Source organism: Microbacterium sp. NPDC096154 (genome assembly GCF_040302945.1).
In the GTDB taxonomy this organism is placed as follows: Bacteria; Actinomycetota; Actinomycetes; order Actinomycetales; family Microbacteriaceae; genus Microbacterium.
Genome location: NZ_JBEOSM010000009.1, coordinates 1 through 24,480, shown reverse-complemented (window position 1 = coordinate 24,480; position 24,480 = coordinate 1). Strand labels below are relative to the sequence as shown.

General features: G+C 71.7%; 23 protein-coding genes. 11 read left to right on the top strand and 12 right to left on the bottom strand.

Annotated elements, in window-relative coordinates:
- Window positions 1-3: 3 nt before the first annotated feature.
- Complete coding sequence (locus ABTW64_RS12655; protein ID WP_350623253.1) at window positions 4-933, top strand: LLM class F420-dependent oxidoreductase; 930 nt, start codon at window positions 4-6, stop codon at window positions 931-933.
- Window positions 934-941: 8 nt separating this feature from the next.
- Entirely contained in the window at window positions 942-1,235 is a 294-nt protein-coding gene (locus ABTW64_RS12650; protein ID WP_350622946.1) for a DUF503 domain-containing protein, read from the top strand.
- Window positions 1,236-1,244: 9 nt separating this feature from the next.
- Here ABTW64_RS12650 and ABTW64_RS12645 read toward each other — a convergent pair whose 3' ends face one another.
- Together ABTW64_RS12645 and ABTW64_RS12640 are read right to left on the bottom strand one after the other, a co-directional pair.
- The gene (locus tag ABTW64_RS12645; protein ID WP_350622944.1) at window positions 1,245-1,631 is read right to left on the bottom strand and encodes a DUF1304 domain-containing protein; all 387 of its coding nucleotides are present in this window, start codon (window positions 1,629-1,631) and stop codon (window positions 1,245-1,247) included.
- A 32-nt stretch (window positions 1,632-1,663) separates the two neighbouring features.
- A complete protein-coding gene (locus ABTW64_RS12640; RefSeq protein ID WP_350622942.1) occupies window positions 1,664-2,125 on the bottom strand; it encodes a nucleoside deaminase in 462 nt (153 codons plus the stop codon).
- A gap of 58 nt (window positions 2,126-2,183) precedes the next feature.
- On the opposite strand from ABTW64_RS12640, the gene upp reads away from it, so the two are divergent.
- Complete coding sequence (gene upp / locus ABTW64_RS12635) at window positions 2,184-2,816, top strand: uracil phosphoribosyltransferase (RefSeq protein WP_350622940.1); 633 nt, start codon at window positions 2,184-2,186, stop codon at window positions 2,814-2,816.
- On the opposite strand, the gene ABTW64_RS12630 is transcribed toward upp, so the two are convergent.
- From ABTW64_RS12630 to ABTW64_RS12620, 3 genes are read right to left on the bottom strand one after another with little or no spacing between them, the layout of a single operon-like run.
- Complete coding sequence (locus ABTW64_RS12630; protein WP_350622938.1) at window positions 2,801-6,379, bottom strand: TM0106 family RecB-like putative nuclease; 3,579 nt, start codon at window positions 6,377-6,379, stop codon at window positions 2,801-2,803. The two genes, upp and ABTW64_RS12630, sit on opposite strands and share 16 nt — an antisense overlap.
- Window positions 6,380-6,419: 40 nt before the next feature.
- Complete coding sequence (locus ABTW64_RS12625) at window positions 6,420-6,716, bottom strand: hypothetical protein (RefSeq protein WP_350622936.1); 297 nt, start codon at window positions 6,714-6,716, stop codon at window positions 6,420-6,422.
- Entirely contained in the window at window positions 6,709-8,214 is a 1,506-nt protein-coding gene (locus ABTW64_RS12620) for a PspC domain-containing protein (RefSeq protein WP_350622934.1), read from the bottom strand. Before ABTW64_RS12620 ends, ABTW64_RS12625 begins: the two co-directional genes overlap by 8 nt.
- 96 nt (window positions 8,215-8,310) lie before the next feature.
- Here ABTW64_RS12620 and ABTW64_RS12615 point away from each other — a divergent pair, with 96 nt between their 5' ends.
- Together ABTW64_RS12615 and ABTW64_RS12610 are read left to right on the top strand one after the other, a co-directional pair.
- On the top strand, window positions 8,311-9,537 hold the full coding sequence (locus ABTW64_RS12615) for an ATP-binding protein (protein ID WP_350622932.1): 1,227 nt from the start codon (window positions 8,311-8,313) through the stop codon (window positions 9,535-9,537).
- Window positions 9,530-10,216 (top strand): LuxR C-terminal-related transcriptional regulator, encoded by a 687-nt coding sequence (locus tag ABTW64_RS12610; protein ID WP_350622930.1) that lies wholly within the window; start codon window positions 9,530-9,532, stop codon window positions 10,214-10,216. Before ABTW64_RS12615 ends, ABTW64_RS12610 begins: the two co-directional genes overlap by 8 nt.
- Here ABTW64_RS12610 and ABTW64_RS12605 read toward each other — a convergent pair.
- Complete coding sequence (locus ABTW64_RS12605) at window positions 10,174-10,932, bottom strand: glycosyltransferase family A protein (protein WP_350622928.1); 759 nt, start codon at window positions 10,930-10,932, stop codon at window positions 10,174-10,176. The genes ABTW64_RS12610 and ABTW64_RS12605 overlap by 43 nt on opposite strands.
- A 90-nt stretch (window positions 10,933-11,022) precedes the next feature.
- Here ABTW64_RS12605 and ABTW64_RS12600 point away from each other — a divergent pair, with 90 nt between their 5' ends.
- Window positions 11,023-13,083, top strand: a complete 2,061-nt coding sequence (locus ABTW64_RS12600; protein ID WP_350622926.1) for an NAD(+) synthase — start codon at window positions 11,023-11,025, stop codon at window positions 13,081-13,083.
- A 66-nt stretch (window positions 13,084-13,149) separates the two neighbouring features.
- Complete coding sequence (locus ABTW64_RS12595; protein WP_350622924.1) at window positions 13,150-14,622, top strand: lipase maturation factor family protein; 1,473 nt, start codon at window positions 13,150-13,152, stop codon at window positions 14,620-14,622.
- Between the two features lie 18 nt (window positions 14,623-14,640).
- Here ABTW64_RS12595 and ABTW64_RS12590 read toward each other — a convergent pair whose 3' ends face one another.
- The 6 genes from ABTW64_RS12590 to ABTW64_RS12565 form a co-directional block, all read right to left on the bottom strand.
- Window positions 14,641-15,231 carry a hypothetical protein gene (locus ABTW64_RS12590; RefSeq protein ID WP_350622922.1) on the bottom strand — a complete coding sequence of 197 codons (591 nt, stop codon included), beginning with the start codon at window positions 15,229-15,231 and terminating at the stop codon, window positions 14,641-14,643.
- Window positions 15,232-15,298: 67 nt separating this feature from the next.
- On the bottom strand, window positions 15,299-15,976 hold the full coding sequence (locus tag ABTW64_RS12585; protein ID WP_350622920.1) for a hypothetical protein: 678 nt from the start codon (window positions 15,974-15,976) through the stop codon (window positions 15,299-15,301).
- 156 nt (window positions 15,977-16,132) lie between these two features.
- Window positions 16,133-16,744 carry a nucleoside deaminase gene (locus ABTW64_RS12580; RefSeq protein ID WP_350622918.1) on the bottom strand — a complete coding sequence of 204 codons (612 nt, stop codon included), beginning with the start codon at window positions 16,742-16,744 and terminating at the stop codon, window positions 16,133-16,135.
- A 4-nt stretch (window positions 16,745-16,748) separates the two neighbouring features.
- Window positions 16,749-16,928: a hypothetical protein gene (locus ABTW64_RS12575; RefSeq protein WP_350622916.1), complete on the bottom strand. Its 180-nt coding sequence runs from the start codon at window positions 16,926-16,928 to the stop codon at window positions 16,749-16,751.
- A 133-nt stretch (window positions 16,929-17,061) separates the two neighbouring features.
- Entirely contained in the window at window positions 17,062-20,058 is a 2,997-nt protein-coding gene (locus tag ABTW64_RS12570; protein WP_350622914.1) for an AAA family ATPase, read from the bottom strand.
- Window positions 20,055-21,224, bottom strand: coding sequence for an exonuclease SbcCD subunit D (locus ABTW64_RS12565; RefSeq protein ID WP_350622912.1), 1,170 nt, complete (start codon window positions 21,222-21,224; stop codon window positions 20,055-20,057). Before ABTW64_RS12565 ends, ABTW64_RS12570 begins: the two co-directional genes overlap by 4 nt.
- 257 nt (window positions 21,225-21,481) lie before the next feature.
- Here ABTW64_RS12565 and ABTW64_RS12560 point away from each other — a divergent pair, with 257 nt between their 5' ends.
- The 4 genes from ABTW64_RS12560 (at window position 21,482) to ABTW64_RS12545 (ending at window position 24,285) form a co-directional block, all read left to right on the top strand.
- On the top strand, window positions 21,482-22,099 hold the full coding sequence (locus ABTW64_RS12560) for an excalibur calcium-binding domain-containing protein (RefSeq protein ID WP_350622910.1): 618 nt from the start codon (window positions 21,482-21,484) through the stop codon (window positions 22,097-22,099).
- A gap of 125 nt (window positions 22,100-22,224) precedes the next feature.
- Window positions 22,225-22,911 (top strand): nuclease-related domain-containing protein, encoded by a 687-nt coding sequence (locus ABTW64_RS12555; RefSeq protein ID WP_350622908.1) that lies wholly within the window; start codon window positions 22,225-22,227, stop codon window positions 22,909-22,911.
- Window positions 22,912-22,970: 59 nt separating this feature from the next.
- Complete coding sequence (locus ABTW64_RS12550; protein ID WP_350622906.1) at window positions 22,971-23,741, top strand: alpha/beta fold hydrolase; 771 nt, start codon at window positions 22,971-22,973, stop codon at window positions 23,739-23,741.
- A 16-nt stretch (window positions 23,742-23,757) separates the two neighbouring features.
- Window positions 23,758-24,285 (top strand): hypothetical protein, encoded by a 528-nt coding sequence (locus ABTW64_RS12545; RefSeq protein ID WP_350622904.1) that lies wholly within the window; start codon window positions 23,758-23,760, stop codon window positions 24,283-24,285.
- Window positions 24,286-24,480: the final 195 nt, after the last annotated feature.

Sequence of the window (24,480 nt, the reverse complement as noted above, 5' to 3'; positions counted from 1 at the left end):
AGCATGGAGTACTGCGTCTTCACCGAGCCCCAGCAGGGCGCGAGCTACGACACCCAGCGCGTGTTCGCACAGACGGCCGAGCGCCTGGGCTTCCACGGGTTCTTCCGTTCCGACCACTACCTGGCCATGGGCGACAGCGACGGTCTGCCCGGGCCGACCGACGCCTGGACGACGCTCGCGGGGCTGGCCCGCGAGACCGAGCGCATCCGGCTCGGCACTCTCGTCTCGTCGATCACCTATCGTGTTCCGGGCGTCCTCGCCATCCAGGTGGCCCAGGTCGATGAGATGTCGGGCGGCCGTGCCGAGCTCGGTCTCGGCACCGGATGGTTCGAGGCCGAGCACCGCGCCTACGGCATCCCGTTCCCCGAGAAGCGCTTCGACCTGCTCGAGGAGCAGCTGCAGATCGTGAACGGCCTGTGGGCCACGCCGCCGGGCGAGCGATTCAGCTTCCGCGGCGCGCACTACGAGCTGACCGGCTCCCCCGCCCTGCCGAAGCCGACGCAGCCCCGCATCCCGGTGATCGTGGGCGGCGGCGGCCCTCGACGCACGCCCGCGCTCGCGGCGGCGCACGCGACCGAGTTCAACATCGGCTTCCAGCCCGAGATGGTGATCGCCGACAAGTTCGCCGGCGTGCTTGCCGCCGCCGAGCGGATCGATCGCGACCCGGAGACGCTCAAGCTGTCGGTCGCGCTGCCCACGCTCGCGGGGCCGTCGCTCTACGATCTCGAACGGCGCGCGATGGCCATCGGGCGCGACCTCACGGGCTTCCGCAACGACACGAACATCTGCGGATCGGCCGGCGAGATCGTCGAGAAGGTCGCCCGGCTCGTCGAGCTGGGGGCCGAGCGCGTCTACTTCCAGCTCATGGATATGACAGACCTCGATCAGCTCGCCTACCTGGGCGAAGAGGTGCTGCCCCAGCTGCCCACCTGAGGTGCTCCATGTGGATCGGCTGGATCGAGTTCGACATCCTGCTCGGCGACGTGCGCTCGCTGAAGGAGAAGCGGTCGGTGATCCGTCCGATCCTGGCCGAGCTGAGCCGCCGCACGGAGGCCTCCGCCGCCGAGGTCGGCGACCACGACCTGCATCGGCGGGCCCGCATCGGGGTCTCGGTCGTGGCTGCCGATCCCGCGCACGTGCGGGACGTGCTCGACCGCGCCGAGCGCCTGCTGGCCGAACGACCTGAGATCACGCTGCTGTCGGCGCATCGCGGACTCGCCTCGAGCGACGACTGACGGCGCGGTTCAGCCGGCGAACAACGTCGCGACGGTGAGCACCACCGCGATCAGGGGGAACGCCCCCTGTGTCGCCGCCGCGCGCAGCATCCGGGGGTCGGACGCCGCGAGATACACCGCGGCCCCCAGCATGCATCCCGTGCCCACCAGGATGAGCGCGGCACCCACGGCCGGAGCCGGCAGCGCCAGCAGGATCCCCACGACCGTGACGACCGCGAGCATCAGGTTGTAGACGCCCTGGTTGGCGGCGAGCCGCCTTGTGGTGGCCGCGTCGCGCTCGCTGGTGCGGAAGATGGCACGCGTGCGCGGCGCCTCCCAGCGCAGCGTCTCGAGCACGAAGATGTATCCGTGGACGAGGGCCGCGAGGGCGGCGAACACGATGGCGCCGATCAGCATGCGCCCACGCTAGCGCCGCCGGGTCAGCCCGGTCAGCGGCGGGCCTCGAAGAACGCGCGCAGCTGGGCCTGGGCCTCGGCCTCGCACACGCCGCCCACGACCTCGGCGCGGTAGGGCAGGCGCCGGTCGCGCACGACGTCGTACATCGATCCGGCAGCCCCGGCCTTGTCGTCCCACGCCCCGAAGACGAGCCGCGAGAGGCGCGCCTGCAGCAGCGCGCCGGCGCACATCAGGCAGGGTTCGAGGGTGACGACGAGCGTGCAGCCATCCAGGTTCCACGACCCGATCGCCCGGGCTGCCTCGCGCATCGCGACGACCTCGGCGTGCGCCGACGGGTCGTGGTCGAGTTCGCGCCGGTTACGCCCCTCGCCGATCACCGCCCCCGACGGGTCGAGCACGATCGCGCCGACCGGAACCTCCCCCGCCGTCGACGCCGCGTCGGCGAGCGCCAGCGCCCGGCGCATCGCGTCGACGTCGCGGAGCTCGGGCTGCATGCAGTCGAGCCTACGGTTCGCACGAGGCGGACGCAGGCATGCCCGGTAGCCTGGGACCATGCGCCTGCACGTCGCCGACCACCCGCTCATCACGCACAAGCTCACGGTGCTGCGCGACAGGAACACCCCGTCGCCGGTGTTCCGCCAGCTGACCGGCGAGCTCGTCACGCTGCTCGCCTACGAGGCGACGCGCAACGTGCGGGTGGAGCCGTTCGAGATCGACACGCCCGTCACGCGCACGACGGGCGTGAAGATCAGCGATCCTCGGCCGCTGGTCGTTCCGATCCTGCGCGCCGGGCTCGGCATGCTCGAGGGCATGGTCAACCTGCTGCCCACGGCCGAGGTCGGCTTCCTCGGCATGGCGCGCGATGAGAAGACCTTCGAGCCGGTGACCTACGCCGAGCGCCTGCCCGACGACCTGAGCGACCGGCAGTGCTTCGTGCTCGACCCCATGCTCGCGACCGGCGGCTCGCTGGGCGCGGCGATCGAGTTCCTGTTCCAGCGCGGCGCGCAGGACGTCACCGCGGTGTGCCTGCTGGGCTCGCCCGAGGGCGTGGAGGCGATCCAGAAGCAGGTCGACGGCCGCGACGTCACGCTCGTGCTGGGCGCGCTCGATGAGCGCCTCAACGAGAAGGGCTACATCGTGCCCGGTCTCGGCGACGCCGGCGACCGTCTCTACGGCACCGTCTGATCCACGCGCTCGAGCGGCGCCTGCGCGACCGCATGCGCGCCCCTCTCCTCCTCCGCCGCGCCGACGAGGCGCGCGAACGCGCTGAGCCGTGCGACGCCTTCCGGCGTGTGCGGCAGGTCGTCGAGCAGCGCGGGCGAGTGGATGAGGTAGGCCGCCACCTTGGCGCGCGACACCGCCACGTTCAGGCGGTTCTGCAGCAGCAGGAAGTCACTGCCCCGCGGGGCGTCGCGGCCGCTCGACGCCGCGAGCGTCACGATCGACACCGCCGCCTCCTGGCCCTGGAAGCGATCGACCGTGCCCACGCGCACCTCGGTCAGCCCCGCCGCGGCGAGCGCCCGCTCGACGCACTGCTGCTGGGCGTTGTAGGGCGCGACGACGATCACGTCGGCCTGGGTCAGCGGTCGCGGTGGGCACGCGGTGCCGGTGCCGCCGTGTCCGATGCGGATGTCGGTGAACGCGCGCCCGAGCACATCCTGCACGACGCGCACCACCTCGGCGGCCTCCTCGGGCGATTCCGTGGCGTTGCCGTGATGGCGCACGGGGAGCACGTGCAGGCCGGGCTCGAGGCCCTCGATCTCGCGCATCGCGGCCGGGCCGTGCGATGCCAGGCGGCCGGCGTACGACAGATGGGACACCGCGGCCGACACCGCAGGGTGCATCCGCCACGACCGTGCGAGGAAGTAGCCGTGGGTCGCGGGGATGACCTGTTCGCCGGCCATCACCCATCCGAGCGCTGAGGTGTCGACGGGCTCGGGATGCGTGCCCTGGCTCACCTGCGGCAGCTGCTGCGGGTCTCCCAGCAGCAGGAGGCGCGTGGCGGCGAGCGACACCGCGATCGTCGAGGCGAGCGAGAACTGCCCCGCCTCGTCGATCACGAGCAGGTCGAGGCTGCCGCGCGGCACCCGCGCCTCGTGCGCGAAGTCCCACGCGGTGCCGCCGATCACGTATCCGCCGGGCCGTTCCGCCGCGAAGGCGGGCACGCCGTTCTTCTGGATCACCGTGAACGCGGGCTCGGCCCCCGTCGTGCCCGACTTGAGCGCCTTGCCGACCAGCGATGCGGGCACGCCCGCGTCGACCACGCGGTCGAGCATGTTCTCGACGACCGCATGCGACTGGGCGACCACGCCGACCTTGAAGCCGTGCTGCTGCACGAGCTGGGCGATGACGTGCGAGCCGACGTAGGTCTTCCCCGTGCCGGGAGGCCCCTGCACCGCGAGGTAGCTGCGATCGAGGTCTCGCACGGCCGCGACGATCGTGGAGACGTCGTCGCCGATCGAACCAGGCAGCGCGCCGGAACGCGTGCGCGGCGGCCGACGGCGCAGGATGTCGGTGGCCGGGTCCTCGGGGAAACCCGCATCCGCGAGCAGCCGCTCCGCCCACGCGTCGATCGACTTCTGCTGGTTGCCTGCCTGCGGCGGAGCCGCCGGCGCGACCGCGACGGGCAGCTCGTGCCACGTCATGCCGCCGATCGAGGTCTCGGATACGACGACACCGTCTTCCAGCTCAGCGACCACCTCGGTGCTGCGGGCGACATGGACCCAGCGCGACGACGCGTCGGCCTCGAACGGCGCGGGGCGGGGATAGAGCAGGAAGGGCTGCGCTCCCTCTTTCAGCCTGGTGCCGGGCGCGACATCTCCGCGCAGCTCGACGACGCGGCGCACCGCGCGGCCGCCCTCGGGCACGTCCCAGTCGTGAAGCACGCGGCTGCGAACGGGATCGACCGAGACGACGTCGCGCGTGTCGGCCCAGAGCGAGAGCGGCTCGCGCAGGCGCTGGAAGTGCCCCTGCCAGAAGCTCTTGCGTTCGCGCGGGTAGTAGTCGATGGCCGCTGCCCCCAGCCGAAGGGCCACGGTATCCGCGGCATCCGGGTCGCGCTCGTCCGCCCGGGCCGCCAGCGCGAGCGCGAGCGGTGAGGGCTCGTACGTGAAGGCCTCGTGATCGTCGCGCCGTGCGGGCACCATGCCCGACTCGCGAGCGCGCTCGACGAGCCAGTCGCGCAGGCGGCGCGTCGACACGCAGTCATAGCGGTTGTAGTCGGCCAGGTCGTCGAGCACGACCTGCGCCGCAGCCGTCTCCCCCGCGGCGAGCAGCTCGCGCGCCTCCACGTAGCGCAGGATCGAGTCGCCGCCCTGCTTGACGTCCTGCGTGCGCACCTCGGCGCCCATGTACAGCGGCTCGAGCTTCTTGATCGAGTACGAGCGCGAGCCCACGCGCAGCGCGCGCCGCACGATCGGGTAGAGGTCGACGAAGAGCTCGTCGCGCAGCATCCGGTCGACGTCGGCCTCGCGCACGCCGTGCCGCGCGGCCATGGCAGCGAGGTGCGTCGGCTCGTACGGTGCGTAGTGGTAGATGTGCATGTCGGGATGCGCCGCCCGGCGGGCCGCGACGAAGTCGCAGAACCGCTCGAGCGCCTGCTTCTCATCCGCGAACGTGTGCGCCCAGAGGGGCGTGTACTGCTCGCGCAGATCGACCCAGCCGAAGAGGTAGTCGATGCCCCAGCGGTCGCCGGTCGCGTCCGGCTCGGTGTAGAGCGGATCTCCCTCGAAATCGAAGAAGATGTCGCCGAGGTCGGGCCGCGGCATCGTGGCGAGCGCCTCGGGCATCACCACCTCGAAGAGGGGCGCGGCGTCGTCCGAGGCGCCGTCCGGGGCCGGAACGCCGGCCGGGCTGGCGATCTGCAGGCGAGCCTGGGTGCGCAGGCCGACGAATGTGTCGGGGTTCATGCCCGCGGGCGCGGCGTCGGCGCGAGCGAGCTCGTCGATCGACCGGATGCCGGCGGCGCGCAGCCGCTCGCGCTGCACCGGCCGCATGCCGGCGACCAGCAGCAGGTCACGGGCGGCGACGACCTCCTGCTCGCACGTGGCGCAGCGCCCGCACGCGACCACGGCGAGATCGCCCCGAGGATCGCCCCACGCGACGGGCTCGCCGGTCGCGCCCAGGTCGAGGCGACGGTCGGCGATCAGCGCGCGGAGGCGGGCGCGGCGCACGCGGAACAGCGGCATGAGATCGTCCACGAGGTGCGTCGAGGTGCTGCCGTCTCCCAGCAGCAGGTCGACCTCGCCGGACCGCGGGACTCCCAGCCGGTCGAGCTGATCGACGTACGCGGCGAGCTGCATGAGCGCCGTGACCTTGGCGCGACGGGCCAGCTTGGAGTCCTGCACCCGCCACCGACCATCGCCCTGGCGGAACAGGAAGTCGGCGAACCCGACGAACTCGGGCGTCGAGAACGCGGCCTGGAAGACGAGGCGGGCATCCGGATCCCGCAGCGCGCGCACGGTGGCGTCGACCGCCGACTCCATCCCGTCCTCGTCGCCGGCGCGCGTGGCGGCGATCTCGATCACGCCGGCGCCGACGTCGCGGCGATACTGCTCGAGCACGCGGGCCTCGTGCGCATCGCCCAGCCGCGCGGCCCGCTCGAGCATCTCGTCCTCGGGCTCCTCGACTTCGGCCACTCGCCCGAGCTTCGCGTCGAGCCTGCGCAGCCACGCGAACTCGCACTCGGCGGCGGCCTTCAGGTCGCTCGCGCTCCAGACGACGCGCTGCTCGGACTCGATGTATCGCACGTTCCGAGGCTAGACGCGGCCACCGACATCCGCGGTCCCGTCAGGACTCCTCGGTCACGTCGTGCGAGGCGCTCACCCGGGGGCCCGGCTCTCGGCGCCGACGCCACATGGCGACGCCGACGCCGAGCGCGACCGCCAGCACCCCGAGCACGAGCGGCACGACCGCGCCGAACCACTCGGGCCGCAGCCCGAACAGCCACGGCCGCACGTTCGCGAACACCTGGTCGAGAGCGACGGGCAGCGCCAGCAGCAGGATGCCCGTGCTGGCCAGGAGCGCGAGCACCGTCCCCCAGATGATGCCCGCCCAGCGGACCGTCGGCTGATTCACGTCACTCATCCCCGTCCTCATACACGTCGATCCGCACATCCACCTCGGGCTGATCGAGCACGATCGTGCGCACGGCGGAACCGGGCTGGTCGCGACGGCTCCACTCGAATCGACCGCCGCGCGGGGTCAGCCGCTGCTCCCCGAGATACGCCCACTCCTCGCCGTACCGCGTGACGGTCACCTCGCCCTCCTCGCCTGTGGTCTCGAAGCGCACGTCCACGCCGGGATAGACCGCGATGTAGACCGTTCCCGTGCCCTTCTCGATGCGGGTGACGCCGCTGCCGCGCGCGTCGCTCGCGACCTCCAGCGAGAGCTCGCCGAATGGCTGCGCGATGGTGTCGTCGCCCTGCCTCAGGGGTACGTAGCGGCCGGGTCCCACGAGGTCGTCGACGGCGTGCACCGCGAGGCCGCTCCCCCCTATCGCCAGCAGGACCACGGCGACGAACGCCAGGAATCCGCTGCGCCGCCGGACCACGCCGGCCAGGATCATCGCAAGCGCCACGACGGCCGCCCCCGTGAGCACGGCCGCCGGCCACGCCCGCTCGGCCGCATTCGGCTGGAAGGCCAGCCACACGGCGGTCGCGCCGATGAGCGCGGTGCCGAAGGTGATCGCGACGAAGGGGATGGAGGTGCGCGGCCTGGTCGCCCGCCTCTCGGCCCGCAGTCGCGCCGCCTCCGCCCGGAACGCGGCACGCTCGGCCTCGCGGCGCGCGCGATCCTCGGCCGCGGCGACCGCGTCGCCCTCGAGCTGTCGCCGGCGCCACTCGTCATGCTGCTCGCGCCAGGCGGCGTGCTGGGCCCGCCACGCGTCGAGGTCGGCCGCCGACGCGAGATCCGACAGCGGCTCGGGCGGCTCCGGCGCCGGCGCCGGCACCGGCGATGCAGAGGAAGGGGGCGGGGCGACACCCGAAGTCGCCCCGCCGGAGACGGCGGCTGTGCCCGACACCCCGCCGTCATCCCCCTGTCGGGGGAAGTCCGCGCGCGCCGGCCGACGCCGGCGCGCGAACCACGCGATGACCACCGCGATCGCCCCGAGGACCGAGAGCCACAGCGCCCACTCGGTCAGCTCCCAGACGAATCGGCCGGGGAACGACGACCAGGCGAAAGCCTCGACCGCGGAGATGCCGAGTGTGACGTGGACGACGGCGAGCACCACCAGACCGGCTGCGCCGAGCAGCGCCGGCCCGGATCCGGCGCGCATCCGCAGCGGGATTCGGCCGCGATCATCGGGCAGCACGGCCCAGGCCAGCGCGTAGATCCACAGCAGGGGGAACCCGAGCACCGTGGCCACCACCGCGATCCCGCGCACCACGGTCGCGTCGATGCCGATCCGGTCCGCGATGGCCACGCAGATCCCCCCGGCCCACCCGTGGCCGCGCTGGAACCCGAGCGATCGGATCCAGGTGAACACGCGGGCCTCGTGCGCCGTGTCGGCGGCGCCCGGAGACGCGGGCGACGGCACGGCGCCGGCTTCGGGCGCCGTCGTGGCGGTCGTGGATTCGGTCATGTTCCGATCGTGCCGTCTGAGCGAGGGTGCGCTCTATGAGGGACTCCCCTGATCCGTCCCCGAAAGCCGCTCGGCGCCGCACGCAGGGATGCTTACATGGCAGGCATGACCGTGATCCCGAGCGCCGGCGTCCTGGCAGCCGGCTTCGCGCGCGCCGCGGCACCGCTGCGCCGTCCACGCGACATGCTGCTGGCCGGCGTCTCCCGGGGACTGGCCGATCACCTCGGGTGGCGCGTCGGGGCCGTGCGCGTGATGTTCGTCGCCACCACGCCGATGTGGGGCGCCGGTGCGCTGCTCTATCTCTGGCTCTGGGCGCTGACCCCGTTGCAGCCATCCGACGCCCGCGTCACGCGCCGTGCGCCCGTCGCCTGGCTGCTGCTGGCGGTCGCTGCCGTCACGCTCGTGACCAGCCTCGGGCAGCCCGCCGCGCGCGCGACCGTCAACGGCCTGCCGCCCGCCACGCTGCTTCCCGCGTACGCGGCGATCGCCCTCGCGCTCGCGGGCGGCGCATGGTCGGCGGCCATGGACCGCGGCGACCCGTCCCGGGGTCCGGCGCGCGACCTCCTGACGCGTGCGGTCGCGTCGGCGCTCGTGGTGCTCGCCGCAGGGCACCTGCTCGTTGTCGGGCGCAACGGATCGGTGCACCTGCTGTTCCTCGCGCTCGGCTCGTCGCTGGCGGCCCTGCTCGGAGCGGTCGCCCTGTGGAGCCCCGCGCTGATCACGCGCTACCGCGAGCTGCAGGCGGCGCGCGTCAAGAGCATCCGCGACGAGCATCGCGCCGAGATGGCGGCGCACCTGCACGACTCGGTGCTGCAGACCCTCGCGCTCATCCAGAACCGCGCGGGCGCGTCCAGCGAGGCCGGGCGCCTCGCCCGCGCCCAGGAGCGCGAGCTGCGCGCGTGGCTCTACGACGGCGACACCCCGGCCGACAGCGACCTGGCCACCGACCTGCGCGACTACGCGTCGGCGCTCGAGCTCGACTACGAGGTGGTCATGACCGTGGTGTCAGCCGGCACGTCGACCGAGCGCGCGAGCGGCGAGGTCGCCGCGGCCGCCCGCGAGGCCATGCTCAACGCCGCCCGGCACGCCGGCGGCGAGGTGTCGGTGTACATCGAGGGGTCGGTCGGCGCGGTCGACGTGTTCGTGCGCGACCGGGGGCCGGGCTTCGACCCGCAGGATGTGCCCGCCGACCGGCTGGGCGTGCGCGAGTCGATCGTCGGGCGGATGCGCCGGGTCGGCGGCTCGGCCGCGGTGGCGCCGGGTGCGGGAGGGGTCGGCACGCAGGTGCACATCCGGTTCCCGGCCGGAGGCGCGCATGTCTGAGGCCGCGGAGGCGCTGCGGGTCGTGATCGTCGACGACCACTCGATCTTCCGGTCGGGGCTGCGACACGACCTCGACCGCTCGATCGAGGTCGTCGGCGAGGCGGCCGACGTGACGCAGGCCGTCGCCGTGATCGCCGATCGGCAGCCGGATGTCGTGCTGCTGGATGTGCATCTGCCGGCGGGCGACGGCGGGCGCCCCGAGTCAGAGGCCACGGGCGGTGAGGCCGTGCTGCGGCAGGCCGCGCCGCTGTCTCCCGCGACGCGCTTCCTGGCGCTCAGCGTCTCGGATGCCGCCGAGGACGTCGTGCGCGTGATCCGGGCGGGCGCCCGCGGGTACATCACGAAGGGCGCGTCCGGCGTCGAGGTGTCGAGCGCCGTGCGCACCGTCGCCGACGGCGACGCGGTGTTCTCGCCGCGCCTGGCGGGCTTCGTGATCGACGCGTTCGGCGCCGCCGCCGGCGAGACCGCCGCGTCGGACGACGAGCTCGACCGTCTCTCGGCCCGCGAGCAGGAGGTGATGCGCCTCATCGCCCGCGGCTACGCCTACAAGGAGGTGGCCAGCGACCTGTTCATCTCGATCAAGACCGTCGAGTCGCACGTCTCCGCCGTGCTGCGCAAGCTGCAGCTGTCGTCGCGTCACGAGCTGACGGCCTGGGCCTCGGCGCGCCGGCTGCTGTAGCGGCGGCGGCGCGCGCGGCGCCGCCACGGTGCCTCGGCCATGCCGTGCAGCTGCCACGTCGTCACGACCCACCACGCGTGGCGCACGAATGAGCGGGGCGACGTCAACGGCCGGGCCGAGATGTCGACGATCAGCTCCCGATCGCGCAGCACGTTCATCCACGGGCGCACGTGGAACGCCAGGTCGAGGTCGTCGTGGATGTCGCGCCGCTCGCGGTGCACCTCCGCGCTCAGCTCTCGCCACGAGGAGGCGCGCATGGCGAGGTTCGAGCCGAAGAGCGGCGCGTGCCCCAGCAGCGGGGTCAGCCAGGCGTACATCGGGCCGATGTAGAAGCGCCTGCCGATCCAGTCGAGCCACGCCGGGCTGTCGGCGAAGCGCGCATCACCGGTGACGAAGTGCAGCGAGGGGTCTGTGGCGAAACGCCCCTCGATCGTCGCCAGCCAGTCGGGCGGGCACACCGTGTCGGCGTCGATGCGCGCGATCAGGTCGCCGGTCGCCTCGTCATAGCCCGCCGATGCCGCTCGAGGAATACCGGGCACCGGCTCGTGCACCACCCGGGCGCCGAACGCGCGGGCCACCGCGGACGTGTCGTCCTCGCTGCCGTTGTCGACGACGACGATCTCGTCGGCCGGCCGCGTCTGCGCCCCCAGCGCGGCGAGGCAGCGCTCCAGCAGTCGCGCGTCGTTGCGAACGGGCACCACCACGGATATGCGCATGCGCACCGGCTCCTCTCGATTCCTTGGACGATTGTGACCGGGCGCGCAACCCCCCGAAACGGGATTGACGCGCGTGCCAGACTGGGTCAGGTGAGCGACGACCTCGATTTCGCCAGCGCCTACCGCCACGGTTTCGCACGCATCGCGGCGTGCACGATCCCCCTCGCGATCGCCGATCCGGCCACCAACGCCGACCATGTGCTCGCTTCGGCACGCGAGTGCCACGACGAGGCGGTCGCGGTCGCGCTGTTCCCCGAGCTGTGCCTGTCGGGGTATTCGATCGAGGACCTGGTGATGCAGGATCCGCTGCTCGACGCGGTCGAGGCGGCCATCGCCCGCATCGCGCGCGAGTCGGCTGAGCTCATGCCCATGATCGTCGTGGGCGCGCCCCTCGCCCACCGCAACCGCATCTACAACACGGCCGTGATCATCCATCGGGGCCAGGTGCTCGGCGTGGCCCCGAAGTCGTACCTGCCGACGTATCGCGAGTTCTACGAGCGCCGCTGGTACGCGCCGGGCGACGACCAGCGCGGCACGATCTCGGTCGCCGGGTTCGAGGTGCCCTTCGGCCCCGATCTGCTGTTCGAGGCGACGGATGTGCCGGGGCTGACGATCCACGCCGAGGTGTGCGAGGACGTGTGGGTGCCGATCCCGCCGTCCTCCAACGCGGCGCTCGCGGGCGCCACCGTGCTCCTGAATCTGTCGGGCAGCCCCATCACGATCGCCCGCGCGGAGGACCGCAAGGATCTGTGCAAGGCGCAGTCGCTGCGCTGTCTCGCCGCCTACGTCTATGCCGCGGCCGGCATGGGCGAGTCGACCAACGACCTGTCGTGGGACGGCCAGACCATGATCTACGAGGGCGGCAACCTGCTCGCGGAGACCGAGCGCTTCCCCGACGGGCCGCGCCGCTCGGTGGCCGACGTCGACCTCGACCACCTGCGTCAGGACCGCATCCGCCAGGGCACGTTCGACGACAACCGCAGGACGGCCGACCCGCAGTTCCGCACCATCCGGTTCCGGCTCGACCCGCCGAAGGGCGACGTGGGCCTCAAGCGCCACCTCGACCGGTTCCCCTTCGTGCCGGATGACCCGGCCCGCCTCGCGCAGGACTGCTACGAGGCGTTCAACATCCAGGTGGCGGGCCTCATGCAGCGCATGCGCGCGATCGGCGACCCCAAGCCCGTCATCGGAGTCAGCGGCGGCCTCGACTCGACCCACGCGCTGCTCGTCATCGCGCGCGCCATGGACCGCATGGGCCGCCCGCGCAGCGACATCCTCGCCTACACCATGCCCGGCTTCGCCACGAGCGACCACACCAAGTCGAACGCGATCCGCCTGGCCGAATCGGTGGGCGCGACCATCGAGACCATCGACATCCGGCCCGCGGCGACCGAGATGCTCAAGCAGCTGGGTCATCCGTTCGGCAACGGCGAGCCCGTCTACGACGTGACGTTCGAGAACGTGCAGGCCGGCATGCGCACCGACTATCTGTTCCGCCTCGCCAACCATCACGGCGGCATCGTGGTCGGCACGTCCGACCTGTCCGAGCTCTCGCTCGGCTGGGCGACCTACGGCGTGGGCGACCACATGAGCCACTACGCGGTGAACGCAGGTGTCCCCAAGACGCTGATCCAGCACCTGATCCGGTGGGTCATCGCGCACGGCGACGAGCAGGGCGTGTCCCCCGAGGAGGCCGAGGTGCTGCAGTCGGTGCTGGACACCGAGATCAGCCCCGAGCTGGTGCCCGCCGGGCAGGATGGCGAGGTTCAGTCCACTGAACAGACCATCGGTCCCTACTCGCTGCACGACTTCTCGCTGCACCACATCCTGCGCTTCGGCTACCGGCCCTCGAAGATCGCGTTCCTGGCGCAGCACGCATGGTCGGATCCCGAGGCGGGCGAATGGCCACCGGGTTTCCCCGTCGAGGACCGCTACGGCTACGACCTCGAGACCATCGTGAAGTGGGAGCAGGTCTTCCTGAAGCGGTTCTTCGGCTTCGCGCAGTTCAAGCGCTCAGCGATCCCGAACGGGCCGAAGGTCGCCCCGTCGGGCTCGCTCTCCCCCCGTGGCGACTGGCGCGCGCCGTCCGACGGCAACGCGCGCGCGTGGCTCGCCGAGCTCAAGGCCGCCCTGCCCCACCTCGTGGACTGAGCGGCGCCGCGCGGCGGCGGCGTCAACCCCCTGCGGCTCCGCCGCGACCGCTCCTACCCTGACCCCATGGACGGGTTCGCGGCGCTCGACTTCCAGGTCGCGCGCGAGGTGCTGCAGCGGGGTATCGCCGCGCTGTACCTGATCGCGTTCTGGTCCAGCCTCAACCAGTTCCGCCCGCTGCTCGGCGAGCGCGGGCTGCTGCCGGCGCCCGAGCTGCTCGAGTGGGCGGGCTCCTCGCAGCGCGCGTCGAAGCTGCTGCGCCCGACGCTCTTCCGGTGGATCCGGTACACCGACAGACGGCTGGTCGTCCTGTGCGTCTCGGGGATCATCCTGTCGGCTCTGCTCGTCGCGGGTGTGCCGCAGCTCGGCCCGCCGTGGGTGCCCATGCTGTGCTTCCTGGCGCTGTGGGGCGGATACATGTCGATCGTGTCGATCGGCCAGACGTTCTACGGCTTCGGCTGGGAGATGCTGCTGCTCGAAGCAGGATTCCTCGCGGCGTTCCTGGGGTCCAGGGACCAGCCGCCGCCCGTGCACATCCTGGTGCTGTTCTGGTGGCTGGTGTTCCGGCTCGAGTTCGGCGCCGGCATGATCAAGCTGCGCGGCGGACGCGAGTGGCGCGATCTCACGGCGCTGAACTACCACCACGAGACGCAGCCCATGCCCGGCCCGCTCAGCCGCCGCGCGCACCTGCTGCCGCCGTGGGTGCACAAGACCGAGGTCCTGGGCAATCACTTCGCGCAGCTCGTGGCCCCGTGGTTCCTGTTCGCGCCCCTTCTGGGGCTGTGGCTGCCCGACACCGTGCCCCAGATGGTCGGAGCGATCGCGGCGGTCATCCTGATCGGCTCGCAGCTGTGGCTCGTGATCACCGGCAACTTCGCGTGGCTCAACTGGGCCACGATCGTGCTCGCGTTCGCGGCCATCGCCGTGCCCGGGATCGGCGCGGCGGGCGGCGACATCCCGCTCTACTGGCTGATGATCACGCTCGCGGTCACCGCCCTGTACGTCGTGCTGAGCTGGTGGCCTGCACGCAACCTGTTCTCGCGCGACCAGATGATGAACGCGGCGTTCAACCGCTGGAACCTCGCCAATGCCTACGGCGCGTTCGGCACCGTGACGAAACAGCGCATCGAGTGGATCATCGAGGGCACGCTGAGCGACGACCCGCTGGGCGCCGGCCGCGCGCAGTGGCGCGAATACGGCTTCAAGGGCAAGCCGGGCGACGAGCATCGGATCCCCCGTCAGTACGCCCCGTACCACCTGCGGCTCGACTGGCTGATGTGGTTCCTGCCGCTCGGCCGGCACCTCGACGACTGGTTCCGCGCGTTCCTCGTCAAGCTGCTTCAGGCCGACCCGGCCACGCTCAAGCTCTTGCGCCATGACCCGTTCGAGGGCCAGCGCCCGCGCTGGATCCGCGTGGTGTCGTACCGCTACCGCTTCTCCACGCCCGCCGAGCGACGCGAGCACGGCACGGTCTGGATGCGCGACCGACGCCGCGTCATCCTCGATCCGGTGACCCTGCCCGACGGCGCGGACGACTGAGCTCGGTCCTCTGCCGCGTCAGCCGTCGTCGCCGGAGCGGTCGCGCAGGCCGACGCGGTCGGGGATCTCGAACGCCAGGCCCGGAAGCCAGCTGGCCGGAGCGGGCCAGGGTCGCGACGACGGCAGCGCGCCCAGGAGCTGCCGGATGGCCGCATCGCGCGGTGAGCCGGGGGCATGCGCGGGCAGGATGCGGCGCGGCGCGCGGTGGCCGAGCGCGCCGCACCACCAGTGCCGCCAGGTGTCGGGCGCATCCTCGGGCTCGAGCACGATGTAGTAGTCGGGCATGAGGGCTGTGCCTTCGGCGAAGTGCTCGAGCACCTGCCGCACCTCGAGCTCGAGCGTGCCGAGCGTGGAGCGCTCCTCGAAGAGCTCGACCCAGGCCGCGGCGACGTGCTCGAGGGGGTCGGCATCGTGCACGACCCAGGGTCGCGACGCGGCGCGGATGCGATTGGCAGCGAGGGCGGGGTCGCTGTCGCGCAGCGAGAGGGTCTCGACGCCGTCGATGCCCTCGAGGCTGGCGAGCACGCGGTCCGCGGTCTCGGGTGCGGAGGCCGAGCCGACGACGGCGACGATGGTTCCTGTCCCGGTTGTGGAAAGCGAAGTCTCCATGCCTCACTGTACGGCGAAGCGGGCCGCCGGGTCACGAACGGCCCGCTTCACGGGAGCGGCGGGGCGGTCAGCGTCCGTCGCCCCAGTTCTCTCCGCCATCACCGCCGGCGCTCCAGGACGACCGGCCCCAGTCGCCACCCCACGTCGGCTGCTGCCAGCCGGCCTTCTGCCCCCAGTCGTCGTTCACCCAGGGATTGTGCTCGGGCGCCGGCGGGGCGGGCTTCGGGGCGGGCGTGGCGGGCTGCGGGAACGGCGGGATCGGCTGCGGAGCCGACGGGGCGGGCTGCGGAGCCGACGGGGCGGGCTTCGGAGCCGGCGGGGTGGGCTTCGGAGCCGGCGGGGTGGGGCGTCTCCACGCCTCGGCGATGTGCCGAGCGGCCTCTCCGACCTCGTGGCCGAGCTGCCGCGCTTCGTTCGCCGCGTGCTTCGCCTCGGTCGCGACGTCCTCCGCGGCGTGATCGAACGCGGGGCCGATCGCGTCGGTCTCAGCGCGCGCCTCCTCGTGCGCGGTACCCACCGCAGGCGCCTGCTCCGCACGCGTTCGGTCGGCAACGGGGGCGAGGCGCGGAGGCTCGGGCGATTCGGTCTCTTCGCCGGCGGCGGGCTCCTCGTCGGCCGTGGCGACATCCTCGGCGGTCCGCTCGGCGTGAGCCGCCTTGGCGGCCCGCTGCTCTTGCTGCTGCACCTCGGCGATGTAGGCGGTCGCGCCACCGGCCACGAGCACCGCAGCTGCCAGTGCGGCCATCCAGTTCATCTGTGCTGCTCCCGGGTTCGGCCGCGCGGTGATCACACGGCGTACGCCCTCCATGGCACCACACCGATATACCGATCTTCAAGTCGGAGTATGCGAAGCGGCGCTCCGCCCCACGTCGGCGCTGTGCCCTCAGGCCTGGCGGCTCGCTCAGTCGCCGGAGCGTGCGTTGTACACGACGACCGCGCCGTCGATCACCGCGTCGCGGTAGGCGCGGAACACGTCGATCGCCTCGTCGCGGCGCACATCCTGCACGACCCGGATGCCGCGCGCTTCGAACGCCTCGGCCCACTCGGCGATCATCGGCCCCTCGTCGAAGGTGGTGAGCTCCTCAAGTTCCGGCCCCGAGCCCGCGATGACGAGTGTGCGGATCCCCGACCACATGGCCGCCCCGTAGCACTGCACGCACGGTCGCCAGTTGACCATGAGCTCGAGTTCGGGTGCCCCCTCGCGGCCGAGGTCCCACGCTCGCAGGCGCGCCTGCGCCATGCCGAGCGCCGTCACCTCGGCGTGCCCCGAGGAGATGTTCGTGGCGAGTACGACGTTGACGCCCACCGAGACGATGCGCCCGGTGGCGGTCTCGGCGACCAGGGCGGCGAAGGGACCGCCGTTGCCTTCGCGCCAGTTGCGGTCGGCGAGGCGGTTGACGAGGGCCATGCGCTCGTCACGGCTCGGGATCACGTCGGGCACGTCCGCGAGCTCGTCGCGGATCCATGCGGGCAGTGAGATCGTGAAGCTCGTGGAGAGCGGCGGGAACTCCATCGCGTCAGTCGTCGCTCTTGGCGAAGACCGCGCGCAGGATGAAGAACACGATGATCGCGACGACCGCGACCACTCCCACCTTGGCGATGAAGAACATCAGCCGGAAGAGCGCTTCGACCAGCCACCAGGCGATCACGACGGCGAGGATGACGCCGAGGATGGTCCAGATCGAGCCCTTCTTCATGTGCCCACCCTATCCATGCCGTGGCGGCATCCATGCGGTGGCGGCATCGATCGCTGACGGCATCGACCGCGCGGCGTCGACCGGGGCGACGCGAGGCCCTTTGACGATACGACGCGAGCCGGCGCTCGCGCGTTCACACCGGAGCGTCGATCTCCCGTCTCACTCCGGCCTGGATGACGCGGCTCCATCCGTGAGGGGTCTGCTCGACGCGCAGCTGCGCGGGGATCTGCTCCTTCATGGCGTCGACGTGGCTGATGATGCCGACGGTGCGGCCGCCCTGGCGCAGCTCGTCGAGGGTCCGCATCGCGGTGTCGAGGGTCTCGGCGTCGAGCGACCCGAAGCCCTCGTCGATGAACAGTGTGTCGAGCCGGATGCCGCCCGCGCGGCTGGTGACGACCTCGGCCAGCCCGAGGGCGAGGGCGAGCGACGCCAGGAAGGTCTCGCCGCCCGACAGCGAGTGGGCCGGGCGGGCGCGGCCGGTGAACTGGTCCATGACTTCGAGCCCGAGACCCGAGGCCGCTCCGCGCGCCGCGAGCGCGTCGCTGTGCTGGAGGCGGTAGCGCGCCCCGGACATCTCACCGAGCCGGATGTTGGCGGCCGAGACGATCTCCTCGAGCTCGGCGGCGAGAACGAAGGTCTCGAGCTTCATGCGCTTGGTGTTGTGGGCGCGTCCCGCGATCGTGTCGGCGAGGCGGCGGATCTCAGCGGCCTCGGCGGCGAGGTCGGCGATCTCCGTGTGCGCGGCGGTGATGCGCTCGGCCGCCTGTTCCAGGGAACGGGCACGCTGCGCGGCCTCCGTGTGCACCTTCACTGCGTCCGACCACGCGGCCTTCGCGCTCTCCACCTCAGCGGCGCTCTGCGCCGTGTCGACGGGCTCGTCGGGCAGCGCCTCCAGCTCGAGCTCCATCAACGTGGCCTTGACGGAGCCGAGTGCCGTCTCGTGCTCACGGATGCGGGCCTCCAGTGCGCCGCGCTCGGCGGCGTCGCGGAGGGCCGCGAGTGCGTCGGCCGGTGAGCCGAAACCGGCGTCGTCGACCGCGCTCTGCAGCAGGTCGGCGGCGTCGGCCGCGGTCGCCTCGGCTCGTGCCGCCTCGCGCTGGGCGTCGGCATAGGCGGCGGCGCGGGCGACGAGCCGCTCCTCGGCGCGGATGCGCTCGGCGACCGAGTCGGCCGCGCCGCGCGCCTCCGCCACCGCAGCGCGGTTCCTGTCGAGCGCCTCCTCGGCCGCAGCGATCCGCGCCTCGAGCTGGGTGCGCTCGGCGATGAGCGCCTCCCGGCGACTCCCCTGCTCGCGAGCCTCGGCGTCGAGCGCTGCCCGCGCGGCGGCCAGTGCGTCCTTCTCGCTCGCGGCGGCCTCGGCGGCGGCGAGCTGCTCGCGCGTGGCTGAGAGCTCGGCCTCGATCTCGGTCGCCTCGCGCCCGCCGGCGTCCTTCTGCGCGTCCGCGTGGGCGCGGTCGCCCTTCGCGAGCGCGGCGTTCGCGGCCTCATACGCCGCTGCCGCCTCCGCCCTGGCCGCGTCGGCGGTCTCGATATCCTCGGCGGTGACCGCATCGTCGCCGCGGGCGGCGGGGGCGGGATGGCTGGTGGATCCGCAGACGGCGCACGGCTCATCGTCGGCGAGCTCCGCGGCGAGCTCGCCGGCCATGCCGGCGAATCGGCGGCGCTGCAGGTCGGCGAGGTGTGTCTCCGCCTCGTCCTTGAGCCGCTTGGCCCACTGCAGCGCCTCATACGCCTGGCGCTGGGCGTCGGCGAGCTGCGGAAGGGATCGTGCCGCCGTCAGCTGCGCCTCGAGCTGCGCGGCGACGGCACGTGCGGACTCAGCGGTCGCGGCGAGGGCGGTGGCTGCGTCGAGGGCATCCTGGACGCGCTTCTGCTCTGCGGGCAGGGTCCTCCCGCGTTCGTCGAGCTCTGCGGTGTCGGCGACGGTCGCCGCGAGTTCGTCGCGGAGGGCGTCGAGCGCCACGGCGTCAAGGTCCAGCCGCGCTTCGATGTCGCGGAGGGGGCGCCATGCTCCGATGCGCTGCTGGGCCTCGGTGACGAGGGCGTCGAGGGCGTCCGCGTCGGAGTGGTCATGCCCCTCCGCGTCCCAGGCTGCGCGGGCGGCGCCGAGCACCTCCGTCGCGGCTTGTACGGCGACGAGCGCCCGGGTGGCTGCGTCGCGGGCGCCGCGCACGGACTCGGCACGCTGGGCGGCATCGCGCTCGGCACGGGCCGCGTCGATCTCGCCCGCACGCGATTCGAGGGCCTCGAGCGTGGCGCGTGCGGCGTCGCGTCGCTGCTGCTTGTCGCGCTGCGCGGTGCGCTCCGCGTGGGCGGCTTCCGCCGCGCGGAGTGTCTTGGCGGCGTCTCGCTCGGCGGCGTCGGCGCCTTCGGCGAGATGGCGGGCCCGCAGGGCGGCGCGGCCGATCCGGTCGATCCGGTCCGGGAGCGACAGGGCGGCGCCCTCTTCCGGCTCGATGATGTCACCGGCGATCGCACCGGCGTGGTCGAGCTGGACCTCGAGCGACTGGCTCTCGCTCTCCACGCGGGCGAGGGCGATCTTGCGCCGTTCGTCCAGGGCCTTCTCGTACTCCTCGAAGCGCTTGGTGCCGAAGAGGGTGCGCAGCAGCGCCTGACGCTCGTCGTTCTTCGCGAGGAGGAACCGGGCGAAGCGACCCTGCGCGAGCAGGATCACCTGGAGGAACTGCTGCTGGGTGAGGCCGATGACCTCGTCGATGAGGGTCGCGACGTCGACGGGCCGGGCTGCCTGCCAGTCCCAGTCGTCGCCGTCGCGCACGCCCATGCGGGCTTCGGCCTTCTGCAGCGTGAAGCCGTCGCCGCGCTTCTTCGGCCGCAGGTAGTCGGGGCTGCGTTCGATGCGCCAGGTGCGACCACCGGTGGTGAACTCGAGGGCGACCTCGGTGGCGTCCTCGGGCTCCGAGTGGTCGCTGCGCAGGCGCTTCTCGCCGTCTTCGTAGCGCGGGGCGGAGCCGTAGAGGGCGAAGCAGATGGCGTCGAGGATGCTCGACTTGCCGGCGCCGGTTCGGCCGGCGATCAGGAAGATGCCGTCACCGGCGTAGGCATCGAGGTCGACGATCTGGCGCGAGCGGAAGGGGCCGAAGCCCTCGATCTCGATGCGGTGGATCTTCACGCCGACACCTCGACGGCTTCGTTCTCGGACACTCGGTGCGTCGCGACGAGGTCGGCGATGAGCCGACTCTCCGCCTCGGAGGGACCCTCGCCGTCGCGCACATGGGTGAGGAAGGTGTCGATCAGCTGGTCGTCGGCGACGGCCTTCTGCACGCGGGCGCGGTAGGTGAGTCCATCGTCCTCGCGGCGGCTCTGCGGGTCGGGCTGGATCGTGGCGCAGTAGGGGAAGCGCTGCTGCAGCCGGCGCATCGGCTCGGGCTGCGGCGTGGCGTCGGTCAGCACCGCGCACACCCACGCGTCGAGGTGGGCGTCATGCTCGGGCAGGGTGAGCAGCTCGTCGAGCGTGCCGCGCAGCGTGACGAGGGTGCGCGGCACGGGAAGCTCGAGCCACTCGACGCCGGCCAGGCCGTCGGCGCCGAGGTCGACGAGCCACGAACCGCGCGGCTTGTTCTCCTCGCTGAAGCTGTAGTGCAGGGGTGCGCCGCAGTAGCGCACGTTCGGAGCGAGCTGGTTGCGGCCGTGGATGTGCCCGAGGGCGACATAGTCGGGCCCGTCGAACGCCGACAGCGGCACGACGTCGAGCGATCCCTGCCGGATCTCGCGCTCCACTCCCTGCGACGGCTCGACGCCGGCGGCGAAGCAGTGCGACACCACGATCGAGCGGCCGCCGCGCCGTGTTCGATCGGACCCGATGAGTGCCATGGCGTGCGCGATGGCCTGCTCCTGAGTGCGCAGCTCGGCGCCCGGCCAGACTCCGCGCACGATGATCGGCTCGAGGTACGGGATGCCGTAGACGTGCACGGGCCCGTGCTCGTCCTGGAGCGTCACGGGGGTCCCCACGCTGGCCGGGTCGGTGACCACGTGGATGCCGTCGCGCAGCAGCGGCGCCATGAACCCGAGGCGGGCGGCGTTGTCGTGGTTGCCGCTCGTCAGCACGATCTGGGCGCCCGTCGCGCTGATCTCGCGCAGCACATCCGTGAGCAAGGTGTAGCACGCCGCGGCAGGCGTCGCCGAGTCGAACACATCCCCCGCGATCACCACGACGTCCACGTCGTGCTCACGCACCTGCTCGGTCAGGGCGCCCAGCACGCCGCGCAGCGCCTCGAGCGTCGAGTGCCCGTGGAACGACCGACCGATGTGCCAGTCCGAGGTGTGCAGGATCCGCATACCCCCACGGTAAGGAGGGGCTCGGACATTGCCGGGAAGCACCGCCGCAGAGCGCGTGGGTCGAAGCGCGACCGGTGGACGCGACACCTCTGAGGCCGCTCACCCTCGACCGACAGCGCGTCGCTGCGCCGTCGCCCGGACCCGGGCAATCACCCCGTCCTGCCCGACTACTGAGACCCCCGACCGCACAAAGACTTCTCTGGGCTGTAAAGTCAGCGCGTCCTAATGCACCTCGGCGGAGGTAATTGTGAGGATACATGCCCACTTTCAACACGCCTTCCTCCAGCCGGCAGGCGCCGCCGATCGAGCACGTTGCCGAGAAGACCTCGGCGCCGAGAGCGTTTTTTAGCCGCTCGATGTCCCGCAAGACGGGGACAATTACCGCTGTTGTAGCGCTCGCATTCGGGCTCGGGCTCGGAGCCGCGTCGCAAGGGGGCGCAGTACACGAACTTGCGGACGCGGAATCCCAGGTCAACACGCTTCAAACCGACATCATCGAGGTCCAAACGGAACTCGATGAGCAATCCGAGCGTGCCGAGCAAGCGCACGCCCAACAGCAGTCGCTCCAGACCGAGCTCGCGAACGCGGAAGACCGTGTGCGCGAGCTTGAGGAGAGCGCCACGACGACGCAGGCCGACATAGCGTCACGCGACACGCGCATTGCAGAGCTGGAGGCAGAGGCGGCCGGTCGGCAGGTCGACACGACCCCCGCTGCTCCCGCTGCTCCCGCCGAGCGAGCAGCACCTGAAGCGCAGCCGGCGCACTACCAGAACTGCTCCGCCGTGCGCGCCGCAGGTGCGGCACCGATTCGGACGGGCGACCCGGGCTACGGTCCACACCTCGATCGCGACGGCGACGGAATCGCGTGCGAGTGATCCCCCCGGCACCGGCGCGTGGCGACAGCGCGCTCCCGGCTGGTCTCTCGACGCCGGCAAGCTCGGTGATATCCGAGTGCTTGCGGACTCAGGCACGTGCTCCGCACCGATCACCGATCTCCCGGATGCTCGGTCGGTCACCACTCACGAGCGAATCCCGCCCGTGGTACCTGGGGGCTCTCGGCGAACTCTATGTCGCCGAGAGGCTAGAAAGCCTCGGACCGGAGTGGCTGGTCCTGCACTCCGTCCCGATCGGCACGCGCGGCAGTGATATCGATCACGTCATTGTGGGGCCATCCGGAATCTTCACGATCAATAGCAAGTTCCACGAGGGAGCAACAGTCTGGGTCGGTTCGAGGCGGGTGCTCGTTAACGGACAGAAGACGGATCATCTCCGCAACTCTCGATATGAGGCGAAGCGCGTTTCGGCGATCCTGGCAGATGTGGCGAGTGCCCCGGCGGTGCCGATCGTTGCGATCGTCGGTGCTCGTCAAATCACCATCCGCGAGCAGCCCGGCGACGTGGCGGTGATGCGAGCCGATCGGATGGTCCGTTGGCTATCGTCGCGCCCGGCGACGTTGGATCCGGCCACGCAGGCCTCTCTCGTCGGCGCCGTAGCGGACCCGAATCGCTGGGGTAGCCCCACGCACGCACCCGCAGATCTTGAGGCGTTCGCGATGCTGCGACGAGAAGTACGTGCCGCGCGCCGGGTGCGGCTCGCGTGGGTGGTCGCTGCCCTGCCTGGCGCGTTGCTCCTTGCATCGCTGCTGCCGACCGTCGTGAGCTCGATCGTGCACGTCGTCCTGCATTGATCCGCACTCACGTCGCCCCGACCGCCGGGCTCGTCTGACGGTGCCGCTACGTTCGATCCATGCCGTCCGATCCGAGCCTGCATCGCGCGACCGAGTTCACGTACCAAGGGGCGACGCTCATCTGGGAAGCCCGCGGATCCGGCGACCCGACGTTCGTGCTCGTCCACGGCATCGGGATGGGCCGGACGGTCTTCACGGGGTTGGCGGAGCTGCTCGCGGCGCAGGGGCGGGTCATCGCCATCGATCTGCCTGGCTATGGCGAGGCGCCCGAGCCGCCGCGCACGCCGACGGTCGAGAGACTCGCCGACATCGTCGCGGCTTTCCTGGGCGACCAGACCATCCGCGAGCCCGTGCTCGTCGGACACTCCATGGGCACGCAGGTGATCGTCGAGGTCGCTGCGCGCCATCCCGATGTCGACCCTCGGCTCGTGCTGCTCGGTCCGACCGTCGAGGAGGGGCAGCGCCGCGCCCTTACCCAGCTGCGCAAGCTCGCACGCGACCTGATTGACGAGAGCCCACGCGTGCTGTTTGTGGGCGCCCGCGAATACCTGCGCGCCGGGCCGAACCTGCGGCTGAAGATGCGCGCGATGCTCGTCCACAGGCCGGAGCTGACCTACCCGCGTGTCGAAGCCGAATGCCTCGTGCTGCGCGGCGAGACCGACACCGTCGCGCCGCGCGAGTGGTGTGTCCGGGTGGCATCGACGCTTCCCCACGCACGTCTCGCCGAAGTGCCCGGCAGCGGTCACGAGACCATGATCAAGGACCCGGATCCCGCCGCCGAGCTGATCCTCGAGTGGCTGGGGATAACTTCCGGGCCCGAGTCGGGATGATCCATACCGTGGGGACATGCTGTCCCGCTCGTGCTCCGTCGTCGCTGCCGCCCTGCTGCTTGCCGCGCTGACCGGATGCACCGGCTCCGGGCAAGCGCCCCCTTCTCCTTCACCAACGGGGTTCGCGAGCGAGGAGGAGGCGTTCGCGGCGGCGGAAGAGACGTACCGGGACTACACCGCGCGCTTGAATGCCTACTTCGCTGGCGACCGAAGCTATGAGCCATCGCAGTACTTAAGCGGCTCGGCCCTGAAGGAAGAAGAGGCCGTCCTCGCCAGCATCCGGGAGCAGGAAGCGACGGTAGACGGGCAAACGGTCATTCGATCGTTTGAGCACGTCGAAGCAACCTCGGTGGAACACGCTTGGAGTGTCACGCTCGTCGCGTGCCTCGATTACTCGGGGACGCGGATCCTCGACGCCGTCGGAGAAGACATCACGCCCCCTCGCGACGAGCTGGTGCCTCTGAGGGTGCGGGTGGCGACGATGGGGGGCGATGACCTCAAAATCGTCAAGAGCGAAGTGATCGGCGAGCCAACATGCGCCTAGCGTTCCTCGCCGCTGCGGTGGCTCTCGGCCTTTCATTGGCAGCGGTGTCGCCTCCGGCTGACGGAGCAGTGCAAAGCTGCGGTCAAGCTGGAGCCCTGACCGGTTGCCCCACTCTGAACGACCCGCAGAATGACGGGAACACCCTGACCGTGGGCGGCAGCGTGCAACAGCAATCCGGCGAAGACACGCACGACC